At 29.0% G+C, this 20,677-nt stretch carries 13 protein-coding genes; 2 read left to right on the top strand and 11 right to left on the bottom strand.

What is annotated here, in order from left to right; all coding sequences use genetic code 11:
* Window positions 1-12 precede the first annotated feature (12 nt).
* The 8 genes from HLB29_RS09015 to glgB form a co-directional block, all read right to left on the bottom strand.
* Window positions 13-1,641: a Na/Pi cotransporter family protein gene (locus tag HLB29_RS09015; RefSeq protein WP_185624834.1), complete on the bottom strand. Its 1,629-nt coding sequence runs from the start codon at window positions 1,639-1,641 to the stop codon at window positions 13-15.
* Window positions 1,642-1,769: 128 nt separating this feature from the next.
* Window positions 1,770-2,645 (bottom strand): radical SAM protein, encoded by an 876-nt coding sequence (locus HLB29_RS09010; RefSeq protein WP_185624833.1) that lies wholly within the window; start codon window positions 2,643-2,645, stop codon window positions 1,770-1,772.
* A 12-nt stretch (window positions 2,646-2,657) separates the two neighbouring features.
* Window positions 2,658-4,019, bottom strand: coding sequence for a GTP pyrophosphokinase (locus tag HLB29_RS09005; protein WP_185624832.1), 1,362 nt, complete (start codon window positions 4,017-4,019; stop codon window positions 2,658-2,660).
* A 180-nt stretch (window positions 4,020-4,199) separates the two neighbouring features.
* Window positions 4,200-6,587: a glycogen/starch/alpha-glucan phosphorylase gene (locus HLB29_RS09000; RefSeq protein ID WP_185624831.1), complete on the bottom strand. Its 2,388-nt coding sequence runs from the start codon at window positions 6,585-6,587 to the stop codon at window positions 4,200-4,202.
* Window positions 6,588-6,698: 111 nt separating this feature from the next.
* Entirely contained in the window at window positions 6,699-8,123 is a 1,425-nt protein-coding gene (glgA, locus tag HLB29_RS08995) for a glycogen synthase GlgA (RefSeq protein ID WP_185624830.1), read from the bottom strand.
* Window positions 8,124-8,218: 95 nt separating this feature from the next.
* Complete coding sequence (glgD, locus tag HLB29_RS08990) at window positions 8,219-9,325, bottom strand: glucose-1-phosphate adenylyltransferase subunit GlgD (protein ID WP_185624829.1); 1,107 nt, start codon at window positions 9,323-9,325, stop codon at window positions 8,219-8,221.
* 16 nt (window positions 9,326-9,341) lie between these two features.
* Window positions 9,342-10,508, bottom strand: coding sequence for a glucose-1-phosphate adenylyltransferase (locus tag HLB29_RS08985; RefSeq protein ID WP_185624828.1), 1,167 nt, complete (start codon window positions 10,506-10,508; stop codon window positions 9,342-9,344).
* A 22-nt stretch (window positions 10,509-10,530) separates the two neighbouring features.
* On the bottom strand, window positions 10,531-12,396 hold the full coding sequence (gene glgB / locus HLB29_RS08980; protein ID WP_185624827.1) for a 1,4-alpha-glucan branching protein GlgB: 1,866 nt from the start codon (window positions 12,394-12,396) through the stop codon (window positions 10,531-10,533).
* A 366-nt stretch (window positions 12,397-12,762) separates the two neighbouring features.
* On the opposite strand from glgB, the gene HLB29_RS08975 reads away from it, so the two are divergent.
* Together HLB29_RS08975 and malQ are read left to right on the top strand one after the other, a co-directional pair.
* Window positions 12,763-14,613 carry a glycoside hydrolase family 13 protein gene (locus HLB29_RS08975; RefSeq protein ID WP_185624826.1) on the top strand — a complete coding sequence of 617 codons (1,851 nt, stop codon included), beginning with the start codon at window positions 12,763-12,765 and terminating at the stop codon, window positions 14,611-14,613.
* Window positions 14,614-14,663: 50 nt separating this feature from the next.
* Window positions 14,664-16,166: a 4-alpha-glucanotransferase gene (malQ, locus tag HLB29_RS08970; RefSeq protein ID WP_185624825.1), complete on the top strand. Its 1,503-nt coding sequence runs from the start codon at window positions 14,664-14,666 to the stop codon at window positions 16,164-16,166.
* 207 nt (window positions 16,167-16,373) lie between these two features.
* Here the strand turns inward: malQ and HLB29_RS08965 are convergent, their stop codons facing one another.
* The 3 genes from HLB29_RS08965 to HLB29_RS08955 form a co-directional block, all read right to left on the bottom strand.
* Window positions 16,374-18,095, bottom strand: a complete 1,722-nt coding sequence (locus tag HLB29_RS08965; RefSeq protein ID WP_185624824.1) for an ABC transporter ATP-binding protein — start codon at window positions 18,093-18,095, stop codon at window positions 16,374-16,376.
* Window positions 18,076-19,830, bottom strand: coding sequence for an ABC transporter ATP-binding protein (locus HLB29_RS08960; protein WP_185624823.1), 1,755 nt, complete (start codon window positions 19,828-19,830; stop codon window positions 18,076-18,078). The genes HLB29_RS08965 and HLB29_RS08960 overlap by 20 nt, the downstream gene beginning before the upstream one ends.
* Before the next feature lie 321 nt (window positions 19,831-20,151).
* The coding region (locus tag HLB29_RS08955) for an AP2/ERF family transcription factor (protein WP_185624822.1) at window positions 20,152-20,677 on the bottom strand (526 nt) is incomplete at its 5' end.

Below are 20,677 nucleotides of genomic sequence, written 5' to 3'. Positions count from 1 at the left end.
ACTCTACTTATATTATACTTCCATTTTTCCTTGCAACCTATTCATTTCATCTAAAATATTTATTGAATGGTCGGATATTCTTTCAAGATTAGTTATTATATCTAAGAAATAAATTCCCGCTTCCACAGAACATTCTCCATTACGAAGTCTCTTCATATGTGAATCTCTAGCTTTCTTTTCAAGTTTATTTACATCCTTTTCTCTACTTGCTATTAATGTAGCTAAATCCACATCATGAGTCTTTATAGCAGTAATTGAATCATAAAAGTTATTAGATGCAAACTCAAATAATTCATCTAATTCTTCTCTGGCTTCGTCAGTAAATGAAAGTTTTTTATCATGCATAAATCCTGAAATTTCAGCTAAGTTTTCAGCATGATCTCCCACTCTCTCTATGTCATTCACTATATGAAATAATACATCTGCTTTTATTCTTTCGTTATCACTTAAATTAGTAGTTGTCAACTTAAACAGGAAATTTGTTATATCAAGCTGTAATGTGTTAATAATTTTTTCATATTCAAAACACTTATCCCTTTTTTCCATATCATTATTTTTTATAGCATCATATGCTGCATTTAAAGATCTAGTTGAACGACTAGCCATTCTAATAACTTCATCTACTGTATTTGAAAGAGCTATCGATGGAGTTTCAAGCATTCTTTCATCAAGGAATTTAGTTGTATTAACAACTTCTTCTTGTTCCTCATCTGTAATAGGAACTAGTTTATCAGCAAGCTTCACAATATAACTGCTAAACGGGAATAAAATTATTACATTTATCAAGTTAAATAACGTATGTGAATTTGCAATTTGTCTAGGAACATTATTCGGATTTATTTGTTGTACTATTGCAAGTATCGGCTTATTAAGAATAAGAATAAATAATATAGTACCAATAATATTAAAACTTAAATGCATTATAGCTGCTCTCTTTGCATTTCTACTCGCTCCTATAGTAGATAAAAGAGAGGTCACACATGTACCTATATTATCACCATATAATACTGGTAATGCAGCAGTAATTGGAAGCACACCTTGGGATGCTAAAACAATAAGTATACCTATGGATGCACTTGAGCTCTGAATTGTTCCGGTTATTATAAATCCTGCAAGCACTCCTAAAATAGGATTTTTACTAAGATACAACATAGCTTCATGTACTTCTTTCATTTGAGATACTGGTGATGCTGCTTCCTTCATGAAACTCATTCCCACAAAAAGAATACCAAATCCTATTAATATCTCGCTTAAATTTCTCACATTTTTCTGTTTGGTAAAAAACCATGCAAACATTCCAAATCCTATTGCAATAGGTGCATACTTTTCTATACTAAACGATACCAATTGAGCTGTAATAGTCGTACCTATATTAGCTCCCATAATAATACCTACAGCTTGTTGTAGCGACATTATACCGGCATTTACAAAACCTATTGTCATAACTGTAGTTGCACTTGAACTTTGAATAATTGCTGTAACAATTGCCCCTACAAATACTCCTCTTAGCTTATTTGTAGTCAAAAGTCCAACAATCTTTTTTAATTTTTCTCCGGCGGCTTTTTGTAAACCATCCCCCATAACATTCATTCCATAAAGGAACATACCTAATCCCCCGATTAAGTAAACAGCTATTTCCATATTCACACCTCTGTTAAATAATATCTTCAAACACTTTTTATGTTTGAATTATAAACCTGCTTTTATATAATAACATGTTTTATAAAAAATAAAAATATCAATAATAATTTCAAAAATATAACATTTTTTTATAATTTAGCTGTTATTTTATAAAATAAATCATCTAATTTTTCCTCATCATCGATAATGTCTTTTATAAAATATTCATTTTTCTGCATTGGACCAACATTTAAGTATCCTCTATTACTTATATTAATCCTTCTTAAATCTTCATTAAATTCTCTGCTTGATGTGGTAATTATTCCTATTCTTCCAACAGCCTCATATATTTTAAAATATTCTGAAACACTCAGATCATCAACGGAATCTTCATATATACCTTCAGTATTATCAATAAATTCCTTTAAATCCATATATCCTCTTTCAAATACTTTTTTATCGATTCCATACGGCAATAGCTCTATCAATCTCATATCAATATCATTGTTTATTGTCAGTTTCATAAAATCAATAAGCTCATCATCATTGAAATCTTTAATCGCAACACAATTTATTTTCAACTTAATTCCAGCTGCTTGACAGGCATCAATAGAAATAAAAACTTCTTTTAAGTTTCCACCATTGGTCAAAGCTTGATATTTATACTCTTTTAATGAATCTAATGAAATATTCACATTGGTAAGACCCAGTTTTTTAAGTTCTAAAATTCTGGTGCCCAAACCAATTCCATTTGTAGTAATACCTATTTCATCTATTCCTAAAGAACCTGAAAATTCAATAAGTTCTTCTAATCCTTTATATAGAAGAGGTTCTCCTCCTACAAATTTTATTTTTTTAAGTCCTCTCTTTGCAAAATATGATATTATTTTTTTAAAGTCATCAATTTGCATTGCCTGTACATCTTGAGTAATTATTTCAGAATCCATCTCTTTTTGTAGATACATCAATGAGTAATTATTTTCTTCCGTTAAAATAACTCTAAGGTAGGATAAATTATTATCCATAGTACACCTCCTTTAGAAAATTTTTATTAAACTATCTGTTATCGTTTTTGATATAATTCTTTTTTGCTCCATATAATCAAAATAAGTATCAAATTCATAGCATACATATTCAAGACCTTCTGATGCAAGTCTATTAATTTTTTTTAAATTATGATCAAAAAATATATCTATTTTACCAACTTTACTCAACATCTTAAAAATACAATCATATAAATCATCTATTATTATATTACTATACTCACCATATTTATCTACAGTATTAAATATACTTTCTTCTGAAATAAGAGCCTTTTTGAAAAAACTGATAAAATTCATAAAATCTTCTGTATCATTCTCAGGTTCCAACTCAAATAACACTCTAAAAAATATATTCCATGGGACTTCTGAATTCATCTTTTTTAAAAATAGTTCTGCAACATTATTAGAAAATTCATCGTCAAAATTTATTTCTCTTTCAAGAATTATTTCAGAATTAAAATCTATATCTTTTTCAATAAAATTTCCTATCTTTCTATATTCTTCTGTTAAAAACCTACTGAGTCCTTCTATTGAATCGTCATATTTATTTAAAGAATACTTTAAAATTGTTTTACATGGTTTTTTAAAGTCAATCGAAAATGCCAATTTTTCTTCCATTTTTCTGGTAATTGAATCATATAAAAATTTAGAAAACAGTTTTTCAATTTCATCTCTATTTACATTTGTAACAACATTATTATCCGGTTTAAAATTGTTGTAAATATTAAGTAATTGATCATCTATCATAGTAAGATTATTTTTTATTGAACTCATCATATCCTTTAAAAACTTATCTTCCAGCAAATATGTAGTATTTTTATAAATTATTTTATGTTCTATTTCACTCCAGAAAACATTTACAAGAGATTTTATTTGCAATTCAAATTTTATTCTTCTATTCAAAAATTTGTATTCACCATCGATTTTATAAATTTCAAATCCATTTTTCTGTCTAAGAGGTTGCCTATCATATAAATATAATCTAATATTTTTATTACTCTTGGAATAAAAATATTTTCTATCATCTGTACATTTGAAAAAATTTTTCAACTTCAAAAAAATTTCCTCTTCCTCTTTTATAAATTTGCATTCCATTCTAATACCAATTAAATCAGGTATATCTGATAGCAAATCTTTGGGATTTGAATAATCAACTAAATATCTGTTTCTAATAATCTTTTCTTTTAAGCTACTTTCCGATTTAATTCGGGATGTTACTGCAATCAGTTCATTGTCTTTTAGTGGAATTGAACCAAAAAACTTCACTAACTCTTCCTCGATAACCTCTAATGCAGGTCTTTGCTCTCCGAGTATTGAAGTGGCAGCTTCTATAAATTCAAACTCTTTTAACCCCATAAATTCCTCCACATTTTTTCATTACAATAATATTATATCAAATTAATCCATCTTATACAAAAAAATTATAGAATAAATATGAATAACTTTATTAAAAATACACCAAAATTAAGAGTGACATGGAAAAATCCATGACACTCTTATATAAGTCCATCAAAACTATCGATATTACAAGAATAATTATCTAACTTTATTTATTTTCCAAATATTATTGACATATTCCTCTACTGCTCTGTCTGCAGAGAAAATACCAGATTTGGCAATATTTACAAGACTCATTTTATTCCATTTTGCTCTATTAGTATAAGTTTTCTCTATATTCTTTTGGCTTTCTATATAGCTAATGAAATCTGCAAGACACATATAGGGATCATTATTTATTAAATAATCGACTATATTATTAAAATTAGTCCCATTTCCATCAATTATTCTTATAAAATCAAGAGTATCCTTTATTTCAGGTATATTTAAATATAATTCTCTAGGATTATATCCATTTAATGCAAGACTATTTACTTCAGGCGTTGTTAACCCAAAAATAAAAATATTTTCATCACCGACTGCATTATGAATTTCAACATTTGCACCATCCATAGTACCTAAAGTAATTGCTCCATTTAACATCAGTTTCATGTTACCTGTACCGGATGCCTCTTTTCCTGCTTGTGAAATCTGTTCACTAATATTCGCTGCAGGAATAATCATTTCTGCCAAAGTAACCCTGTAATCTTCTAAAAATACTACCTTTATATAATCCCTTACTAAAGGATCCGCTTCTATCATTTCAGAAATAGAACATATCAGTTTTATAATATTTTTTGCCATCACATATCCCGAAGAAGCTTTGGCACCGAAAATAAATGTTCTTGGAAAAGGTCTTAATCCATTAAATTTTATTTCTCTATATAAATAAACTATATGAAGTGCATTTAGCAACTGTCTTTTATACTCATGAAGTCTTTTTACTTGTACATCAAATATTGAATTCGGATCCACCTTTATTCCTGTAGATTCTTTTATGTATATTGCCAATTGAGTCTTTTTAATTCTTTTTATATCCTCTAAATCCCTTAATACTTTTTCATTATCTTTGTACTCTATCAATTTGTTGATTTTAGAAAGATCATTTATAAAGTCGACCCCTAATAAATTATTTAAATAATTTGCCAACTCGGGATTTGACTGTCCAAGCCACCTTCTATGGGCTATACCATTTGTTACATTATCAAACTTGCCCGGGTATATTCTATTGAAAGATTTAAAAGTATCTTTCACAAGTATATCCGAGTGAAGTTTTGAAACACCGTTTACATTAAAGCTACTTACTATACATAAATTTGCCATTCTAATCATATTATTATGTATTATAGACATTGTTTCAAGTTCATGTGATGCTCCAATTTCGTTACACCATGAACAAAATCTATTGTTGATTTCTTTTATAATAGTATATATTCTAGGTAAAATAGGCTCAAATAAATGAACTGACCACTTTTCAAGAGCTTCTGCCATTATTGTATGATTTGTATATGCAAATGTATTAGTAGTTATTTCCCAAGCTTTCTCCCATGAGTAATCATATTCATCCAGTAATATTCTCATCAATTCTGGAATACACATAGCCGGATGAGTGTCATTTATATGAATTACTACCTTTTCAGCAAAATTATCCAATGTATTGTAATTCATAAAATGTTTTCTCACAATTTGTTGAAGTGATGCACTTGTAAAGAAATATTGCTGTTTTATTCTCAGTGCCTTTCCATTGTCGTTGTCATCAGCCGGATAAAGAAGTCTTGATATTGAACTTGCAATGACTTCAGATTCAACGGATTTTGCGTATTCACCTTTTTCAAATAATTTTATATCAAATCTTTCATTTGCTTTAGATTTCCAAAGTCTTAAAACATTTACTGAATCACTTTTATATCCAGAAATCATCAAATCATATGGCTCTGCAATTATAGATGTATAATCTTTATGACTAATTTTCAACCCTTTTTCCGTCCACTCTTCAGTAGTTTTACCGTAGAACTTAATCTCTACTTCTTCATCATTTCTATATACAAGCCCATAAGATCCCATATCAAGCCAATTGTCTGGATATTCGTGTTGCCATCCATTTTTTATTATCTGCTTAAATATACCGAATTCATAAAGAATAGAAAAACCTGTTATTGGATAGTCATTGCTAGTCGCGGCATCCATATAGCAAGATGCCAATCTTCCCAATCCACCATTTCCAAGCCCGGGATCCGGTTCCATCGCATATATATCATCTAAATCAAAATAATATTCAGATAATAATTCTCTGACTTCTTTTTCAAGTCCCAGATTAAATAAATTATTTCTTAGAGTTCTACCTACAAGGAATTCCATTGACATATAGTATACTTGCTTTTGACACGAATTCTTCAACTTAGAATTGTATTTATACCTCTTTTGCGATAGTATATCTCTTGTTTTTACCATAAGTGCCTGATACACTTGCCTTTCACTTGCCTCATCAATTGAATTTCCAAACTTTGTTTCAAGATACGTTTTTATATCTTCTGTAAAATTATTCATTTTCATCTCCTTACTTAAACTACCATAATCACTTTAATCACTTTTTTAAAATAATATATTCTAATTCAATAAATAATACTATATAATAGATAAAAATTCAACTCTTTATACTTATAATATCTCCTTATACATTTCAATGTACTTTTTAGCTGATTTTTCCCATTTTGAATTATATGACATAGCATTATTAATCAATAACTTCCATGCTTTTTTCTCATAATAAAAAACGTCCAAAGCTCTTTTTATTGCATCTAACATATCATAGGCATTAAAAGATTCAAATGTAAAACCACATCCAGTTCCATTTTCTATATTAAATGGCTCGACAGTATCTCTAAGACCACCAACTCTATGAACTACTGGTATTGTCCCATATCTCATGGCAATTAACTGAGACAGTCCACATGGTTCCGATTTTGATGGCATTATATATAAATCTGCTGCAGCATATATTTTAGAAGACATTTGATTTGAAAACATAATAATAGATCTCATTCTATCATGCCTCATATTCTCCATATGTCTTAATTGTTCTTCATATTTTGGATCACCTGTTCCTAAAATAACCAACTGTGTTCCCATATTTAATATTTGTTCTGCAACTTCGGTAATCAAACCTATACCTTTTTGATCCGTCAATCTGGTAACCATACCTATCAGTGGTATTTCTATATTTTCTTCAAGACATAATTCTTTCTGCAAGGCAAGTTTGTTTTTATATTTATCATTAATACTTTTTTTATTATATCTTTTATAAATACTTTGATCTTCTTCCGGATCGAATATTTCATAATCTATACCATTTACTATTCCTCTTATTTTATGGTTTTCTATATTGAGTATAGGATCTAAGCCAAAGGAAAAAAATGAATTTAATATTTCTTTAGAATAGGTTTCGCTCACTGTATTTACTCTGTCAGCAAGTTGTATTCCGCCTTTCATTAGATTCAAACAGTCACCAAATGTAAGCACATTTAGATATTCATTGCCTAAACCAAATACGTCTCCCAACAGATATTTATCGTATTTCCCCTGGAATTCAATGTTATGTATAGACAATACACTTTTCATATCAATATAATATGAATCATTATCCTTTTTTAATTTGTCTAAATATATAATAGACATAGCAGTATGCCAGTCATTGACATTAATAATATCTGCTTTAAACTCTATATGTGGCATAATCATTATCGATGCCTTAGAGAAAAAAGCAAATCTCTCAGCATCATCAAACTGACCATATACAGAATTTCTATTGAAATATTGTTCGTTGTCTATAAAATAATATTTAACTCCTTTATATTCAGTTTTAAATATACCGCAATATATGTTTTTCCATCCAAGTGAAACATAAATATACTTCACAAATTTTATATTGTACTTTTTCTTATCTATTTTTGAATAAAGAGGTAATACAACCCTTGCATCAATACCTTTATTTTTAAGCGCTTTCGGCAATGAACCTATAACATCACCTAAACCTCCTGTTTTAATAAATGGAGCTGATTCAGCAGCTACAAATAATACCTTCAATACATCACCTCATTTTTTAAAATAGTCTACTTCATTGTTTGATTCCAACAAAGTAGACATATATAATCTATATAATTATTCGAATAGTATATCTTTTATATAACCTTATTTTTCGGAACTGTAAATTGACAATTCTTATCTCCTTTTAATTCTTTGTTTTCATTTATAACGGCAGATTTATCGGTTATAACATAATCTAATTTAGCTCCTTTTTTTACAACTGTACCAGACATTAAAATACTATTTTTCACGATTGCTCCCTCTTCAATAAATACATCTCTAAATATAATACTATTTTCGACTGTTCCATTAATTGAGCAACCATCTGCCAGCATTGAATTTTTAACATTGGCATACTCACCATAAAGAGTAGGAACACTATCCTTTACTCTAGTTAAAATCTCTTTCCCTGACAAGAATATTTCTTTACTAATATCTTCATTTAATAAATCCATATTAAATTCAAAGTAATTTTCTAAACTATTTATCACACAACAATAACCTTCTATTTGATATGCATAAACATTCAGCCTGTTGAAATTTTTTGAAACATAATCTCTTACAACATCTTCCCATCCCTGAGACGTTCCTTTTTTTATTATTTCCTTAAGTAGGTCTTTCTTTAAAATAGTAATTTTTAAAAGTGTATTGCATTCATAATCAGCTCCATGCTGATGATATAAAGAATCAAAAGCTCTATTTTTATTGTCAACCATCATTTCAATTTCACCATCTAACGGTTTTCTTCTTGCACAAGCTACAGTCATATCAGCATTATTACTTTCATGAAAATTCAACATTTCACTAAAATCTATATTACAAATTATATTGGGATCTGCTATTATACAGTAATCCTGTAACATAGAGTTAATATATTGCTCTGCTTCATTCAAAGCCTCAAATTTATTTCTGGCTAAACCGGTATTAGATATGGCAAGCGGAGGTAGTATTTTAAGTCCGCTATTTTTTCTATTTAAATCCCAGTCCTTTCCCCAACCTACATGATCCATTAATGAGTTGTAGTTATTTATTGCTAAAATACCTATATTAGGAACATTTGCTTCTACTAAATAAGATAACATAAAATCAACTAATCTATATCTACACCCCACAGGAAGAGATGCTAAAGTTCTGTTCTTTACGAAACCACCAATTTCATAGTTTTTAAAACTATCCGAAAATAATATACAAAATGCGTTCATATCTATCCCTCCTAGGCTATTTTTTTACAAGTACACCTTTACCAACTACATTCCTATTTCCTACAACAGTAATCATATCCTTACCACTTTCGATTTTCTTATGTCCAACTTCTGAAGAATCCTCAATTATCGCTTCCTCAGCTATAATTGAGTTATATACTCGTGCATTTTTACCTATATATGCATTCTTCATTATTACACTATTATATATTTCTGCTCCTTCTTCAACATATACACCTGAAGACAAAACTGATTCCACTACTTTTCCTTTTATAGTAGTACCTTCAGAAATCATTGAATTTTTTAGCTCTGCGGTATTTCCTATATACTGAGGCATTGATTCGTAATGTCTGCAATATATTCTCCAAAGAGGGTCATGAATATTGAACTGACCAACGTTATGCAATAAATCCATATTAGCCTGCCATAAACTTTCAATTGTTCCTACATCTTTCCAATATCCATAAAATGGATAAGCAAATATTTTCTTCTTATCTTTTAGCATCATAGGAATAATATCCTTACCAAAGTCATAATTTGTTCCTTCAAGGTTTTCACACTTAGTAAGATATTTTTGTAATTCTTTCCAATTAAATATGTAAATTCCCATAGATGCTTTTGTAGAAATAGGTTCTTTTGGTTTCTCCACAAAATCACTTACAGACAAGTCATTTAATGTATTTAATATTCCAAATCTACTTGCTTCTTCTATTGGCACATCAATGTGTGCTATAGTTAAATCTGCATTGTTATTCTTATGAAATTTTAACATATCATTATAATTCATCTTATAAATGTGATCACCAGATAATATTAATACGTATTCTGGATCATATTGTTCAATATACTTCATATTCTGATATATTGCATTTGATGTTCCTTTATACCAGTCCCCTTCGCCACCTGTGTATGGAGGTAATATTGAAAGCCCACCATCCATTCTATCTAAATCCCAAGGAGAACCATTCCCAATATAAGAATTAAGTTCTAAAGGCATAAATTGTGTAAGAACTCCCACAGTAGAAATACCAGAATTTACACAGTTAGATAGTGGAAAATCTATTATTTTATATTTTCCTCCAAATGGAACAGCCGGTTTAGCCATTTTTTTAGTCAAAATTTGAAGACGTGTACCTTGTCCACCAGCCAACAACATCGCTACTATTTCTTTTTTTAGTCCCATAATATTACCTCTCTTACATAAACTATTTTTTTGTTAAATACATTGTCGAAAATGCAGGAATTGTTATTTCTATATGATATTCAAAACCATTCCAAGATTCTGGAATAGATTTAATATTTCTGTTTAATATACCACTTCCACCAAATTTTTTTGCATCTGAATTTAGTAGGATCTTATAATTATATTTTTCTGACACACCAATTTTATACTTTCTAAGAATCTGTGATGAAAAGTTACTTACTATTAAAATTTCATTACCTTTTCTATCAATTCTTGAAAATGCAAAAACATTGTTATCAGCATCATCTACCGTATTCCACTTAAAACCATCCCAACAAGTATCATTATCCCAAAATTCCGCATTGGATGAATAGATTTTATTTAACTCTGATATGTATCTCTGAGTATTTCTATGATTATCAAAGTCTAATAAATTCCAGTCCAGTTCATCACTTTCATTCCATTCAATCACCTGAGCAATATCTAACCCCATAAATCCAAGCTTTTTTCCCGGATGTGCAAACATATACCCTAAAAAAGCCTTTAAATTACTAAACTTATCCTCAAATCCTACAGTAGCTCTGTCCAAAATTGACTTCTTCCCATGTACTACCTCATCATGTGATAAAGGAAGTATATAATTTTCCGAAAATGCATATGTCATTGAAAATGTCAGATTATTATGAATTCCTTTTCTAAAAAAAGGATCAGATTCTAAATACTTTAGTGAGTCATTCATCCATCCCATATTCCATTTGAAATCAAATCCTAGTCCTCCATGCTCTATATCATGAGTTACTTTCGGCCAGACTGTAGATTCTTCAGCTATCATCATTACATCTGGATATTCTTTTTTTATAAACGTATTTAATTTTCTCAAAAAAGACACTGCTTCTAAATTTTCATTTCCTCCGTATTTATTAGAGCTCCAATTTCCATCACTTCTCCCATAATCCAAATAAAGCATAGAAGACACGGCATCCACTCTAAGACCATCAACATGATACTTGTCAATCCAGTACACGGCATTTGAAATCAGAAAAGAATTCACCTCATTTCTGCCATAATCAAAAACCCTTGTTCCCCATTCTTTGTGCTCTATTTTATTAGGATCGGAATATTCATATACATATTCTCCATCAAATTCAAATAATCCCGATTCGTCCTTTGGAAAATGTCCTGGTACCCAATCCATAATTACACCTATGTTATTCTTATGCATCTCATCCACTAAAAACATAAAATCTTCCGGCAAACCATACCTTGACGTAGGAGCATAATATCCGGTAACTTGATATCCCCATGACTTATCAAAAGGATATTCCATTATCGGAAGTATTTCTATATGAGTATAATTCATTTTTTTTACATATTTTGTAAGTTCAACTGCCAATTCTTTATATGTATAGTAGTCTCCGTTGGGCTTCTTTTTCCATGAACCTAAATGTACCTCATATATACTCATAGGTTTTGAGTATGGAATTTGCCTTGTACTCATCCATTTATCATCTCCCCAATCGTATTCATCCATTTTGTATACTTTTGAAGAAGTTGCAGGGCGTGTTTCGAAATGAACGGCATATGGGTCAGATTTATAAATCATTTTGCCATCTCTTGTGATAAAAACATATTTATATGAATCAAACTGTTTTATGCCATCAATCACACATTCATATACACCTGAATCAGTAATTTTAATAGCCTCATACTTATTAGGATTCCAGTCACAAAATTCTCCTGTTACAAATACCTTTTTTGCATTTGGAGCCCATACTCTAAAAGTACAACTATCCCCTTGCAAAAAAGAACCCAAAAACTCAAAAGAATGATAATTTGTACCTTCATGAAACAAATATTCAGCCATATCATAATCTTTGCATTCCACCATTAATAATCACCTCACATATTTTGTATATATCAAAATATATATTTAAGAAGTTAATAAAACCTCCCAATTTATCTTTATAATTATATTACCACAAATATTATTATTTTCACTATATTTTTGTGTTATTTGATTCTATATTGATACTATATTTTACCCAAATCTAAAAAGTCAATCTATCTTCTCTCATAGATTATATAATATATTAAAAATCATATAAAATTGATATGATTTTCACTTTCATTATTAATATTGATTTAATTTTAAAAAATGTATATAATATAAATTATTATTAAAATTAATTTTAAGTGTTATTTTTATCAACAATCTATCTTAAAAATAATACTGTTTATGAAATAGAGGTAATTAATGAAAAAAGTAATTTACAATCAATTAACAGATAAAACACCCTTTGGTGCTGTAAAAGATAATGAGTCTACAATTTTTAGAATAAAACTTGATAAAAATTTATTCCAAAAATCAATCAAACTTGTTATTTACAATGATATAGATCCAGATAATATTAGCGAATTTGAAATGAATAAATCATGCTCAGAAGGAGATTACAGTTTTTATGAAAAAACAGTTGGAGCATTAACTCCAAGCATATATTACTATTATTTTATTATTCAATTTGAACATGACACTAAATACATTTCACAGGTGAATTATGAAGCAGAAATTGTGGACTATGTATTTCCATGGCAGATGACAGTATACAGTTCAGAATTTTCTACTCCTGAATGGGTCAAAGGTGGAATTATGTATCAAATTTTTCCTGACAGATTCAATAGAAGCACAAAATTTAAGCCTAAAAATGCAATGAATGAGAGTGAAAGAAAAATTCACGACAACTGGAATGATATTCCTAACTCACCATTAGATGATCCACAGTACTCTGCAAAAGATTTTTTTCTGGGAAATCTAAATGGCATAATTGACAAAAAAGAATACTTTTCAGACTTAAATATCAATTTAATATATCTAAATCCCATATTTGAAAGTGCGGAAAATCACAGATATTCGACTTCCGATTTTTTTAAAGTGGATTCTTATTTAGGAACTAATAGTATTTTTAATGAAATGTGTAAAAAATTCGAAAAAAATGATATACATATCATATTAGATGGAGTTTTTAGCCATACCGGTTCCGATAGTATTTATTTTAATAAAGAAAGTCGGTACAATGTCATTGGTGCATATAACTCAATGTTATCAAGATACTATCCATGGTATAAGTTTATAGAATATCCCAACTACTATGAATCTTGGTGGGGATTTACTAATTTACCTACACTCCGAAAAGAAAACGAAGACTATATGGACTTTATTTTTAATGATGAAACCGGTGTAGTAGGATACTGGCAAAATCTGGGCATAAAAGGCTGGAGATTGGATGTCGTAGATGAACTGCCTGATATATTTATTGACAACTTAAGAAAAAGCGTGAAAAGTAAGGATAATGATGCTTTTATAATTGGTGAAGTTTGGGAGGATGCATCAACTAAATTTTCATATGGCTCTAGAAGAAGATATTTGCTTGGCGAACAGCTGGATTCAGTAATGAACTATCCATGGAAAAATGCAATTATATCTTTTGTAAAAAACAAAGATGCAATCTTGTTTAAAAATAAATTGTCTGAAATCATAAATAACTATCCTACACCTGCCTTGGATTGTATGATGAATATGCTTTCCACTCATGATACTGAAAGAATAATAACAAATCTGGGCATTGAAGTAACTGACGTTAAAAACGAAGATAGAAAAAATTTTAGACTTTCAAATGAACAATATAATAGGGCAAAAGAACTACAATTATTTGCTTCTTTTATTCAATTCACACTTCCTGGAATTCCATCAATTTACTATGGTGATGAAATAGGAATGCAAGGATTTTCTGATCCTTTCAACAGGGCTTGTTTTGATGAAAATAATATAGACGAAGAAATACTTAATCACTATATTGAACTTTCAAAACTGAGAAACACTAACATAGAGTCGTTTAAAACAGGTTTTAAATTTGGAGATACTGGCAAAAAATATATTTCTTACTATAGAAACGATATTTTTTGCGTAGTAAACTTTTCTGAAAAGCCTATAATAATTGAAGAAAAAAATTATTGTATATGGTTATTCGGTAATAAATTTCCATATAATACTGAATATGGAATAGTAATTCCGCCTAATTCTTATACGGCAATTAAAATAAATATTTAAAAATTCGATACTATATTATAAAAAATTACTATGTAAAGAAAGGTAAAAAAATGAGAAAAGCAGGCATTTTGCTTCCTATTTTTTCATTACCATCAAACTATGGAATTGGAAGTTTAGGACAAGAAGCATATAATTTTATAGATTTTTTAGCCGAAACCGGTCAGTCCATTTGGCAAATACTTCCCGTTACTTCCACTTGTAATGAAGATTCCTATTCTCCATATAAGACAAACGGGGCATTTTCCGGCAATTATGATTTAATAGATATAGATTTACTGGTAGAAGATGGACTACTAACTTATGAATATATTAATTCAATAGATGTTGACAAATATCTTTCAAATCCCAGATATGTCGACTATGAAAAAACTAGAGCTCTTAAAAGAATATTACTTCTGGAGGCAATTAAAAATTATGATTTCCTTTCTTCAGATTTTATAGACTTTGAGAAAAATAATGATTTTTGGTTGGAAGAATATTCAATTTATATGTCATTAAGAGAAATTAATGAAAATAAACCTTACTGGGAATGGAGTATAATTAAAAATTTATCTGAATTGGAATTAGAAAAAAATAATGACTTATTAAAAAAATTTCACTCACTGGTAATATACAATAAATTTTTACAATATATCTTTTACAACCAATGGTTCAGATTAAAAAAATATGCTAATGATAAAGGTATAGAAATATTTGGTGATATTCCTATTTATATTTCGCAAGACAGCTGTGATTTTTACTTTCATAGAGAATTATTTCTAACAGATGAAAATGGAGAACCTACCTTAATTGCAGGTGTTCCACCGGATGAATTTTCATCTACAGGGCAAGTCTGGGGAAATCCTTTATATAATTGGGATTATTTAGAAAACAATAATTTTGATTGGTGGATAAAGAGAATTGAAAAATCACTAGAGCTATATGATATTTTAAGAATTGATCATTTCAGAGGTTTTGAAAGTTATTATTGCATTGATAAAACCACTAAAGATGCAATGAATGGTTATTGGAAAAAGGCACCCGGAAAAAGATTTTTTGATTTGATAAAAGAAAACATTCCAAATGCTAAAATAGTAGCTGAAGATTTAGGAATAATTACAGATGAAGTAATTGATTTACTCAAATACACAGGATTTCCCGGAATGAAAATAATACAATTTGGTTTTGGTACAAATTCGGAGAACCTAAATCTTCCTCATAATTTTTATAAGAACACAGTATCATATACCGGAACTCATGATAATATGACTTTAGCACAATGGCTAGAAGCGGCTCCTTATGGTCCACTTGAATATGCAAAACAATATCTTAGACTTGAAACATATGAAAAATATACAGAAGGACTTATAAGGGCAGTCATTGGCTCTTGCTCTGATATTGCCATTATACCAATTCAGGACTGGTTGGATTTTGGCGAATGGTCGAGAATAAATACACCATCGACAACAAAATCAAACTGGAAATTCAGACTTCTAAAAGATGATATTCATTATGATCTAAAAAATTATATAAGCCATATTACTGGATTATATGGTAGATACAAAAATAGATAATTTATATTAAAAATAAGAAGGGGTCAATCTATAATTAAATATTCTATTTATCGAAATTTAAAACCACTTAAAAATAACTTTTTTATTTTGATAAAATAAAGAATACCAACTATAGTCATGACCCCTTGCCTGTTTTAAGATAAATTATTATATTAAGATTTTAATATTTACAAATTTAATACACACAAATTTAATATATACAGAAACTTAATATACAAACTCTTCCGCAAGATTCGATTTTTTCAAAAGATTTTTATATACTTTTGATTTTTCTTTAAGCTCTACATGTGTTCCCTGTGATTCAACGACACCTTTATCAATAACAACTATTTTATCTACATTTTCAACTGCTTTTAATCTGTGTGAAATTATAATTACCGTTTTGTCCTTTATTAATTTACTAAGACTTTCTTGAATCTTCTTTTCATTCTCTACATCTAAAGAAGAAGATATTTCATCAAGTATCAATATAGGAGAATTCTTTAAAAATGCTCGTGCAATAGAAAGTCTTTGTCTTTCACCACCTGATAATTCAGCTCCGTTTTCACCTATAAAAGTATCATAGCCTTTATCAAGTTTATTTATAAATTCTTCGCAATTTGCCAATCTTGCAGCATTTTTAACCTCTTCATCTGTTGCATTTTTTCTACCTATTCTTATATTTTCCAAAATTGATGTATTAAATAAAGTAACTTCTTGGAAAACTATAGAAATATTTTCAAATAACGACTTAGTTGATATGCTTTTTATATCAATTCCATCTATCTCTATTTTTCCTTTGTCATAATCATATAATCTTGAAATAAGTCTAAGTATACTTGTTTTTCCACAGCCGCTAACTCCCACCAAAGCTGTTACCTGCCCCTGATTGGCAGTAAAAGTAATGTTATCTAATACATTTGTTTGTTTATCGTAAGAAAAACTGACATTTTTAAGATCAATATCAAATTTATTTATTTTCTGTTCCTTTCCTTTTTGTATTTCAGATTCTCTGATTTCTTTAATTCTTTTAATACGAGGATCTAAATAATACACCTCCGCAATTAATTCACTAGATGCATCAACTATATCTTTTATTTTCATCGCAGCTAATAAATATCCAAGTAAATATAAAATACTTATTTCATTGTTAGAAAAAAGTGAAATTCCAACCAGTATAACCACCGCCAAACTTAATGAGCTTACTATTCTCGAAAGTCCTATTATATACATAAGTGATTTTTCTGACTTCATATGAATTCTTTCACTATCATCCATCTTTTCATATAGGGTTTTCCTCACATCCTCTGAAAGATTGAAACTTTTTATTTCTTGCTGCAATTCTATTGTTTCCTGAAATGCTTCTGAATTCTCTCTTAAAGTTCCATAATATTTTTCATTTCCTTTTATTTGCACTTTTTTTGATATTATTACCAAAATAATACTTAATATTGTAGGTAATATAACCGCTAAACCTAATTTCACATTTCCTATCAACATCAATATAGATATTATAGGGAAAAATATGAAAAATCCGCCAATTTTCGGTATGGAGTGACTCATCGCATGCTCTATAGCCTCTATATCGCTCATTATAGTTTGAGCCAAATCGGAAAGATCATTTTTTGAAAAATATGACAATGGAAGTATACTCAACCTCTTAGCCGTTTCAGTTCTCAAATTTGCACTCTCTTTATATGTTGAATTGTAAAGAGCCTCATATTCAATATTAAGTGCTATATATATAAGAATTATTGATATCAATGAAAAAGTAATGTAAAAACCGGAACTTTTCAAGTTATTAGTAAGCAACCCGTCAATGAAAATCATCAACAAAATGGCAGGAATCATATTTGCTGAATACGTTGCAAAACTGGATATTGTCGCTTTTCTCATATCTATAGCGCCCTGTCTTGTCAGGCCAAACCTGTTAATTAAGTACTCTATCATATCCAACCCTCCATTCATTAGCCTTGCTATATAATTCCTGGAAAGATTTATAATTAGTTTCTCTTGACATTAATTCTTCATCACTACCACGTTCTATTATCTTTCCATTTTCCAATACCAATATTTCATCAACATTTCTTATACTTGTGAGTCTATGTGCTATCATTATAACCGTTTTATTTTTCATTAAATTAGAAAATGCCAATTGAAGTTCATGTTCGTTTTCCGGATCAACTGCAGCACTGGCCTCATCCATTATTATAATGTTTGCATCTTTCAAAATTGCTCTGGCTATTGCTATTCTTTGCTTTTCACCACCTGAAAGATATACCCCCTTACTACCTATTACAGCATTTTCTCTATCACTTAATTTATCCAAAATCGAATCACAACCAGCTAAATGCAATGCTCTTAAGACATCTTCTTTTGTGGCATTTTTATTGGCTAAAGCCACATTTTCATAAATACTTTTAGCAAATAGTTTCGGATTCTGAAAAACAAAAGCGATATTTTTTATTAATGTTTCTTTAGTATACTTTTCTATTGATTTTCCACCTATTTTTATTTCTCCACCATCAATTTTATAAAAACCCGAAATCAATTTGGCAATTGTAGATTTACCGCTTCCTGACGAACCCACCAATGCATATGATTTACCACCATCCAGTTTAAAACTTAAATCCTTGATAACCATAGTATCGCCATATCCAAACGATACATTTTCGAATTCTATATCATAATTTTTTAGTTCTTTTTCATTTCCAAATATGAGTTTATCTTTTTGCATCTCAGAAAATAAATTTTCCAGTTTATCTACTGCACCATTCCCTTGATAGCTATACATACTCACGTACATCACTCTCATAAAGCCTACGAATTGTACACCGCTTAAAAATAAAACCATGATCATACTTACGGATACTTCTGCACTGCTACCATCAATATTTAATAACATGTATAGTATTATTAAAATCGATACCAAACCAAAAAACATACATTGAAATATTACATATGGTTTTTTACAGCTTTTGGAATAATTATATGCATATTTTGAATAATCGATAATAGCTTTATGAAGAGCTTTAAAAGATGTTACGCTTGCTCCAAATATTTTTACTACCTGAATACCTCTAATGTATTCGACAGTTTCTGCACTAAGCTTTTCAAGTGATTCTTGATAAATCTTCATAAACTGCTTTTCGCCCATCATTTTATTCAGAATTAGAACTCCCAGTACAGTCAAAACCAAAAGAACTATTCCAACCTTAATATCAACTATAAAACCTATCGCTATAGTAAGTACTGGTGTAAAAATGGCATTACAACTATCCGGAATTAAATGCGCCACAATCGTATGAGTCTGAGCAGCATTGTCGTCAATAATCTTTCTAGTCAAACCTGATGGATATAAATCATAAAATCTAAAACTGGATTCTGTCAATCCATCAATACCCCTTTTTCTAAGATTAGTTTCTAATCTAAATCCCAATTTATGTGAAAAATATCCGGACACAAAATATGATATTGAACCTATTATTAAAATAGTTGTAATCATAGTTGCATAATATTTAGCCTGTACCTCATTATTGAAAATAACTACTTCCCTCAAAAAAATATAAATAAAATAATATCCTATCGAAGTTAAAATAGCTGATATTGCTGAAAATAAGGTAGCCAATACAGCTAAATACTTCTTATCCGGTACATACGCAAATAACTTTTTGTATACACTCATTTTAATCCCCCCTTAATATTTTCGATTTTAACCAATATTTATTATCAATTAAATCACTATTTCAATTATATTCTATCAATAATATCATATATCTACAATATTGTGAGGATATTAATGTCTAATCTTATCATTATCCAGTCATCTTATTTTAGCTTATTATTCTGTTAATTTGTTCATATAAGATTATCTATATGCTGATCTAGCTTAAAAAAGCATTTTTACTTTTTCTATTTTTAATTTTTGCGTATATAATATATTTTTAGAGTCACATGTTTTCTATCATGAAAAGACAAAATTCAGCAAAAACATAATTAAATTATATTATGTTTTTTTTATTTCCAATGATTTTTTTATTATTGGTTCAAACTTCTCTTTCTCTGCTTTCTCTCTGGCAAATATCGCATCTTCTTTTTTATCAAAAATACCTAATGTATACCTCTTTCTTCTAAGGGTTATATACGAAATCCATTTATTATTTCTGGTTCTACTTACCCCTTTAATACCGCTTGTATTATTTTTAGATAATTTTGATGTTAAATTATAAGGTAATGTTCCATCAACATACTCCAAAGTCCTATCATTTTTTAAATGTCCACAACTTTGAGTATGATTACTTAATAAGTTACTTCTCGTAACATATGTTTCATTACCGCAAGAACACTTACATAAATATTTTTTTAACTTATAATTAAATGAAATTACTTTCAATTCTCCAACTTTTTTACCTATTAAATCCTCATATTTATGCTTTCCGCAATCTTTGATATATCCTCTATCCAATTGTTTTTTAGTGGCCTCTATATACTCTCCGCATTTTAGACATCTACATCTCCACACTATAGCTCCA

It is taken from the genome of Peptostreptococcus canis (assembly GCF_014229965.1).
GTDB classification, from domain to species: domain Bacteria; phylum Bacillota; class Clostridia; order Peptostreptococcales; family Peptostreptococcaceae; genus Peptostreptococcus; species Peptostreptococcus canis.
Note: the sequence above shows the minus strand (reverse complement) of the source record. Positions and strands in the feature narration are given on the sequence as shown.

Coding starts and splice junctions, on each gene's coding strand:
- malQ (WP_185624825.1), top strand. CDS start 14,664: ATGAGAAAAGCAGGCATTTTGCTTCCTATTTTTTCATTACCATCAAAC.
- glgD (WP_185624829.1), bottom strand. CDS start 9,325: ATGAACGCATTTTGTATATTATTTTCGGATAGTTTTAAAAACTATGAA.
- HLB29_RS08965 (WP_185624824.1), bottom strand. CDS start 18,095: ATGATAGAGTACTTAATTAACAGGTTTGGCCTGACAAGACAGGGCGCT.
- HLB29_RS09005 (WP_185624832.1), bottom strand. CDS start 4,019: ATGGGGTTAAAAGAGTTTGAATTTATAGAAGCTGCCACTTCAATACTC.
- HLB29_RS08985 (WP_185624828.1), bottom strand. CDS start 10,508: ATGGGACTAAAAAAAGAAATAGTAGCGATGTTGTTGGCTGGTGGACAA.
- HLB29_RS09010 (WP_185624833.1), bottom strand. CDS start 2,645: ATGGATAATAATTTATCCTACCTTAGAGTTATTTTAACGGAAGAAAAT.
- HLB29_RS09000 (WP_185624831.1), bottom strand. CDS start 6,587: ATGAATAATTTTACAGAAGATATAAAAACGTATCTTGAAACAAAGTTT.
- glgB (WP_185624827.1), bottom strand. CDS start 12,396: ATGGTGGAATGCAAAGATTATGATATGGCTGAATATTTGTTTCATGAA.
- HLB29_RS08975 (WP_185624826.1), top strand. CDS start 12,763: ATGAAAAAAGTAATTTACAATCAATTAACAGATAAAACACCCTTTGGT.
- HLB29_RS09015 (WP_185624834.1), bottom strand. CDS start 1,641: ATGGAAATAGCTGTTTACTTAATCGGGGGATTAGGTATGTTCCTTTAT.
- HLB29_RS08960 (WP_185624823.1), bottom strand. CDS start 19,830: ATGAGTGTATACAAAAAGTTATTTGCGTATGTACCGGATAAGAAGTAT.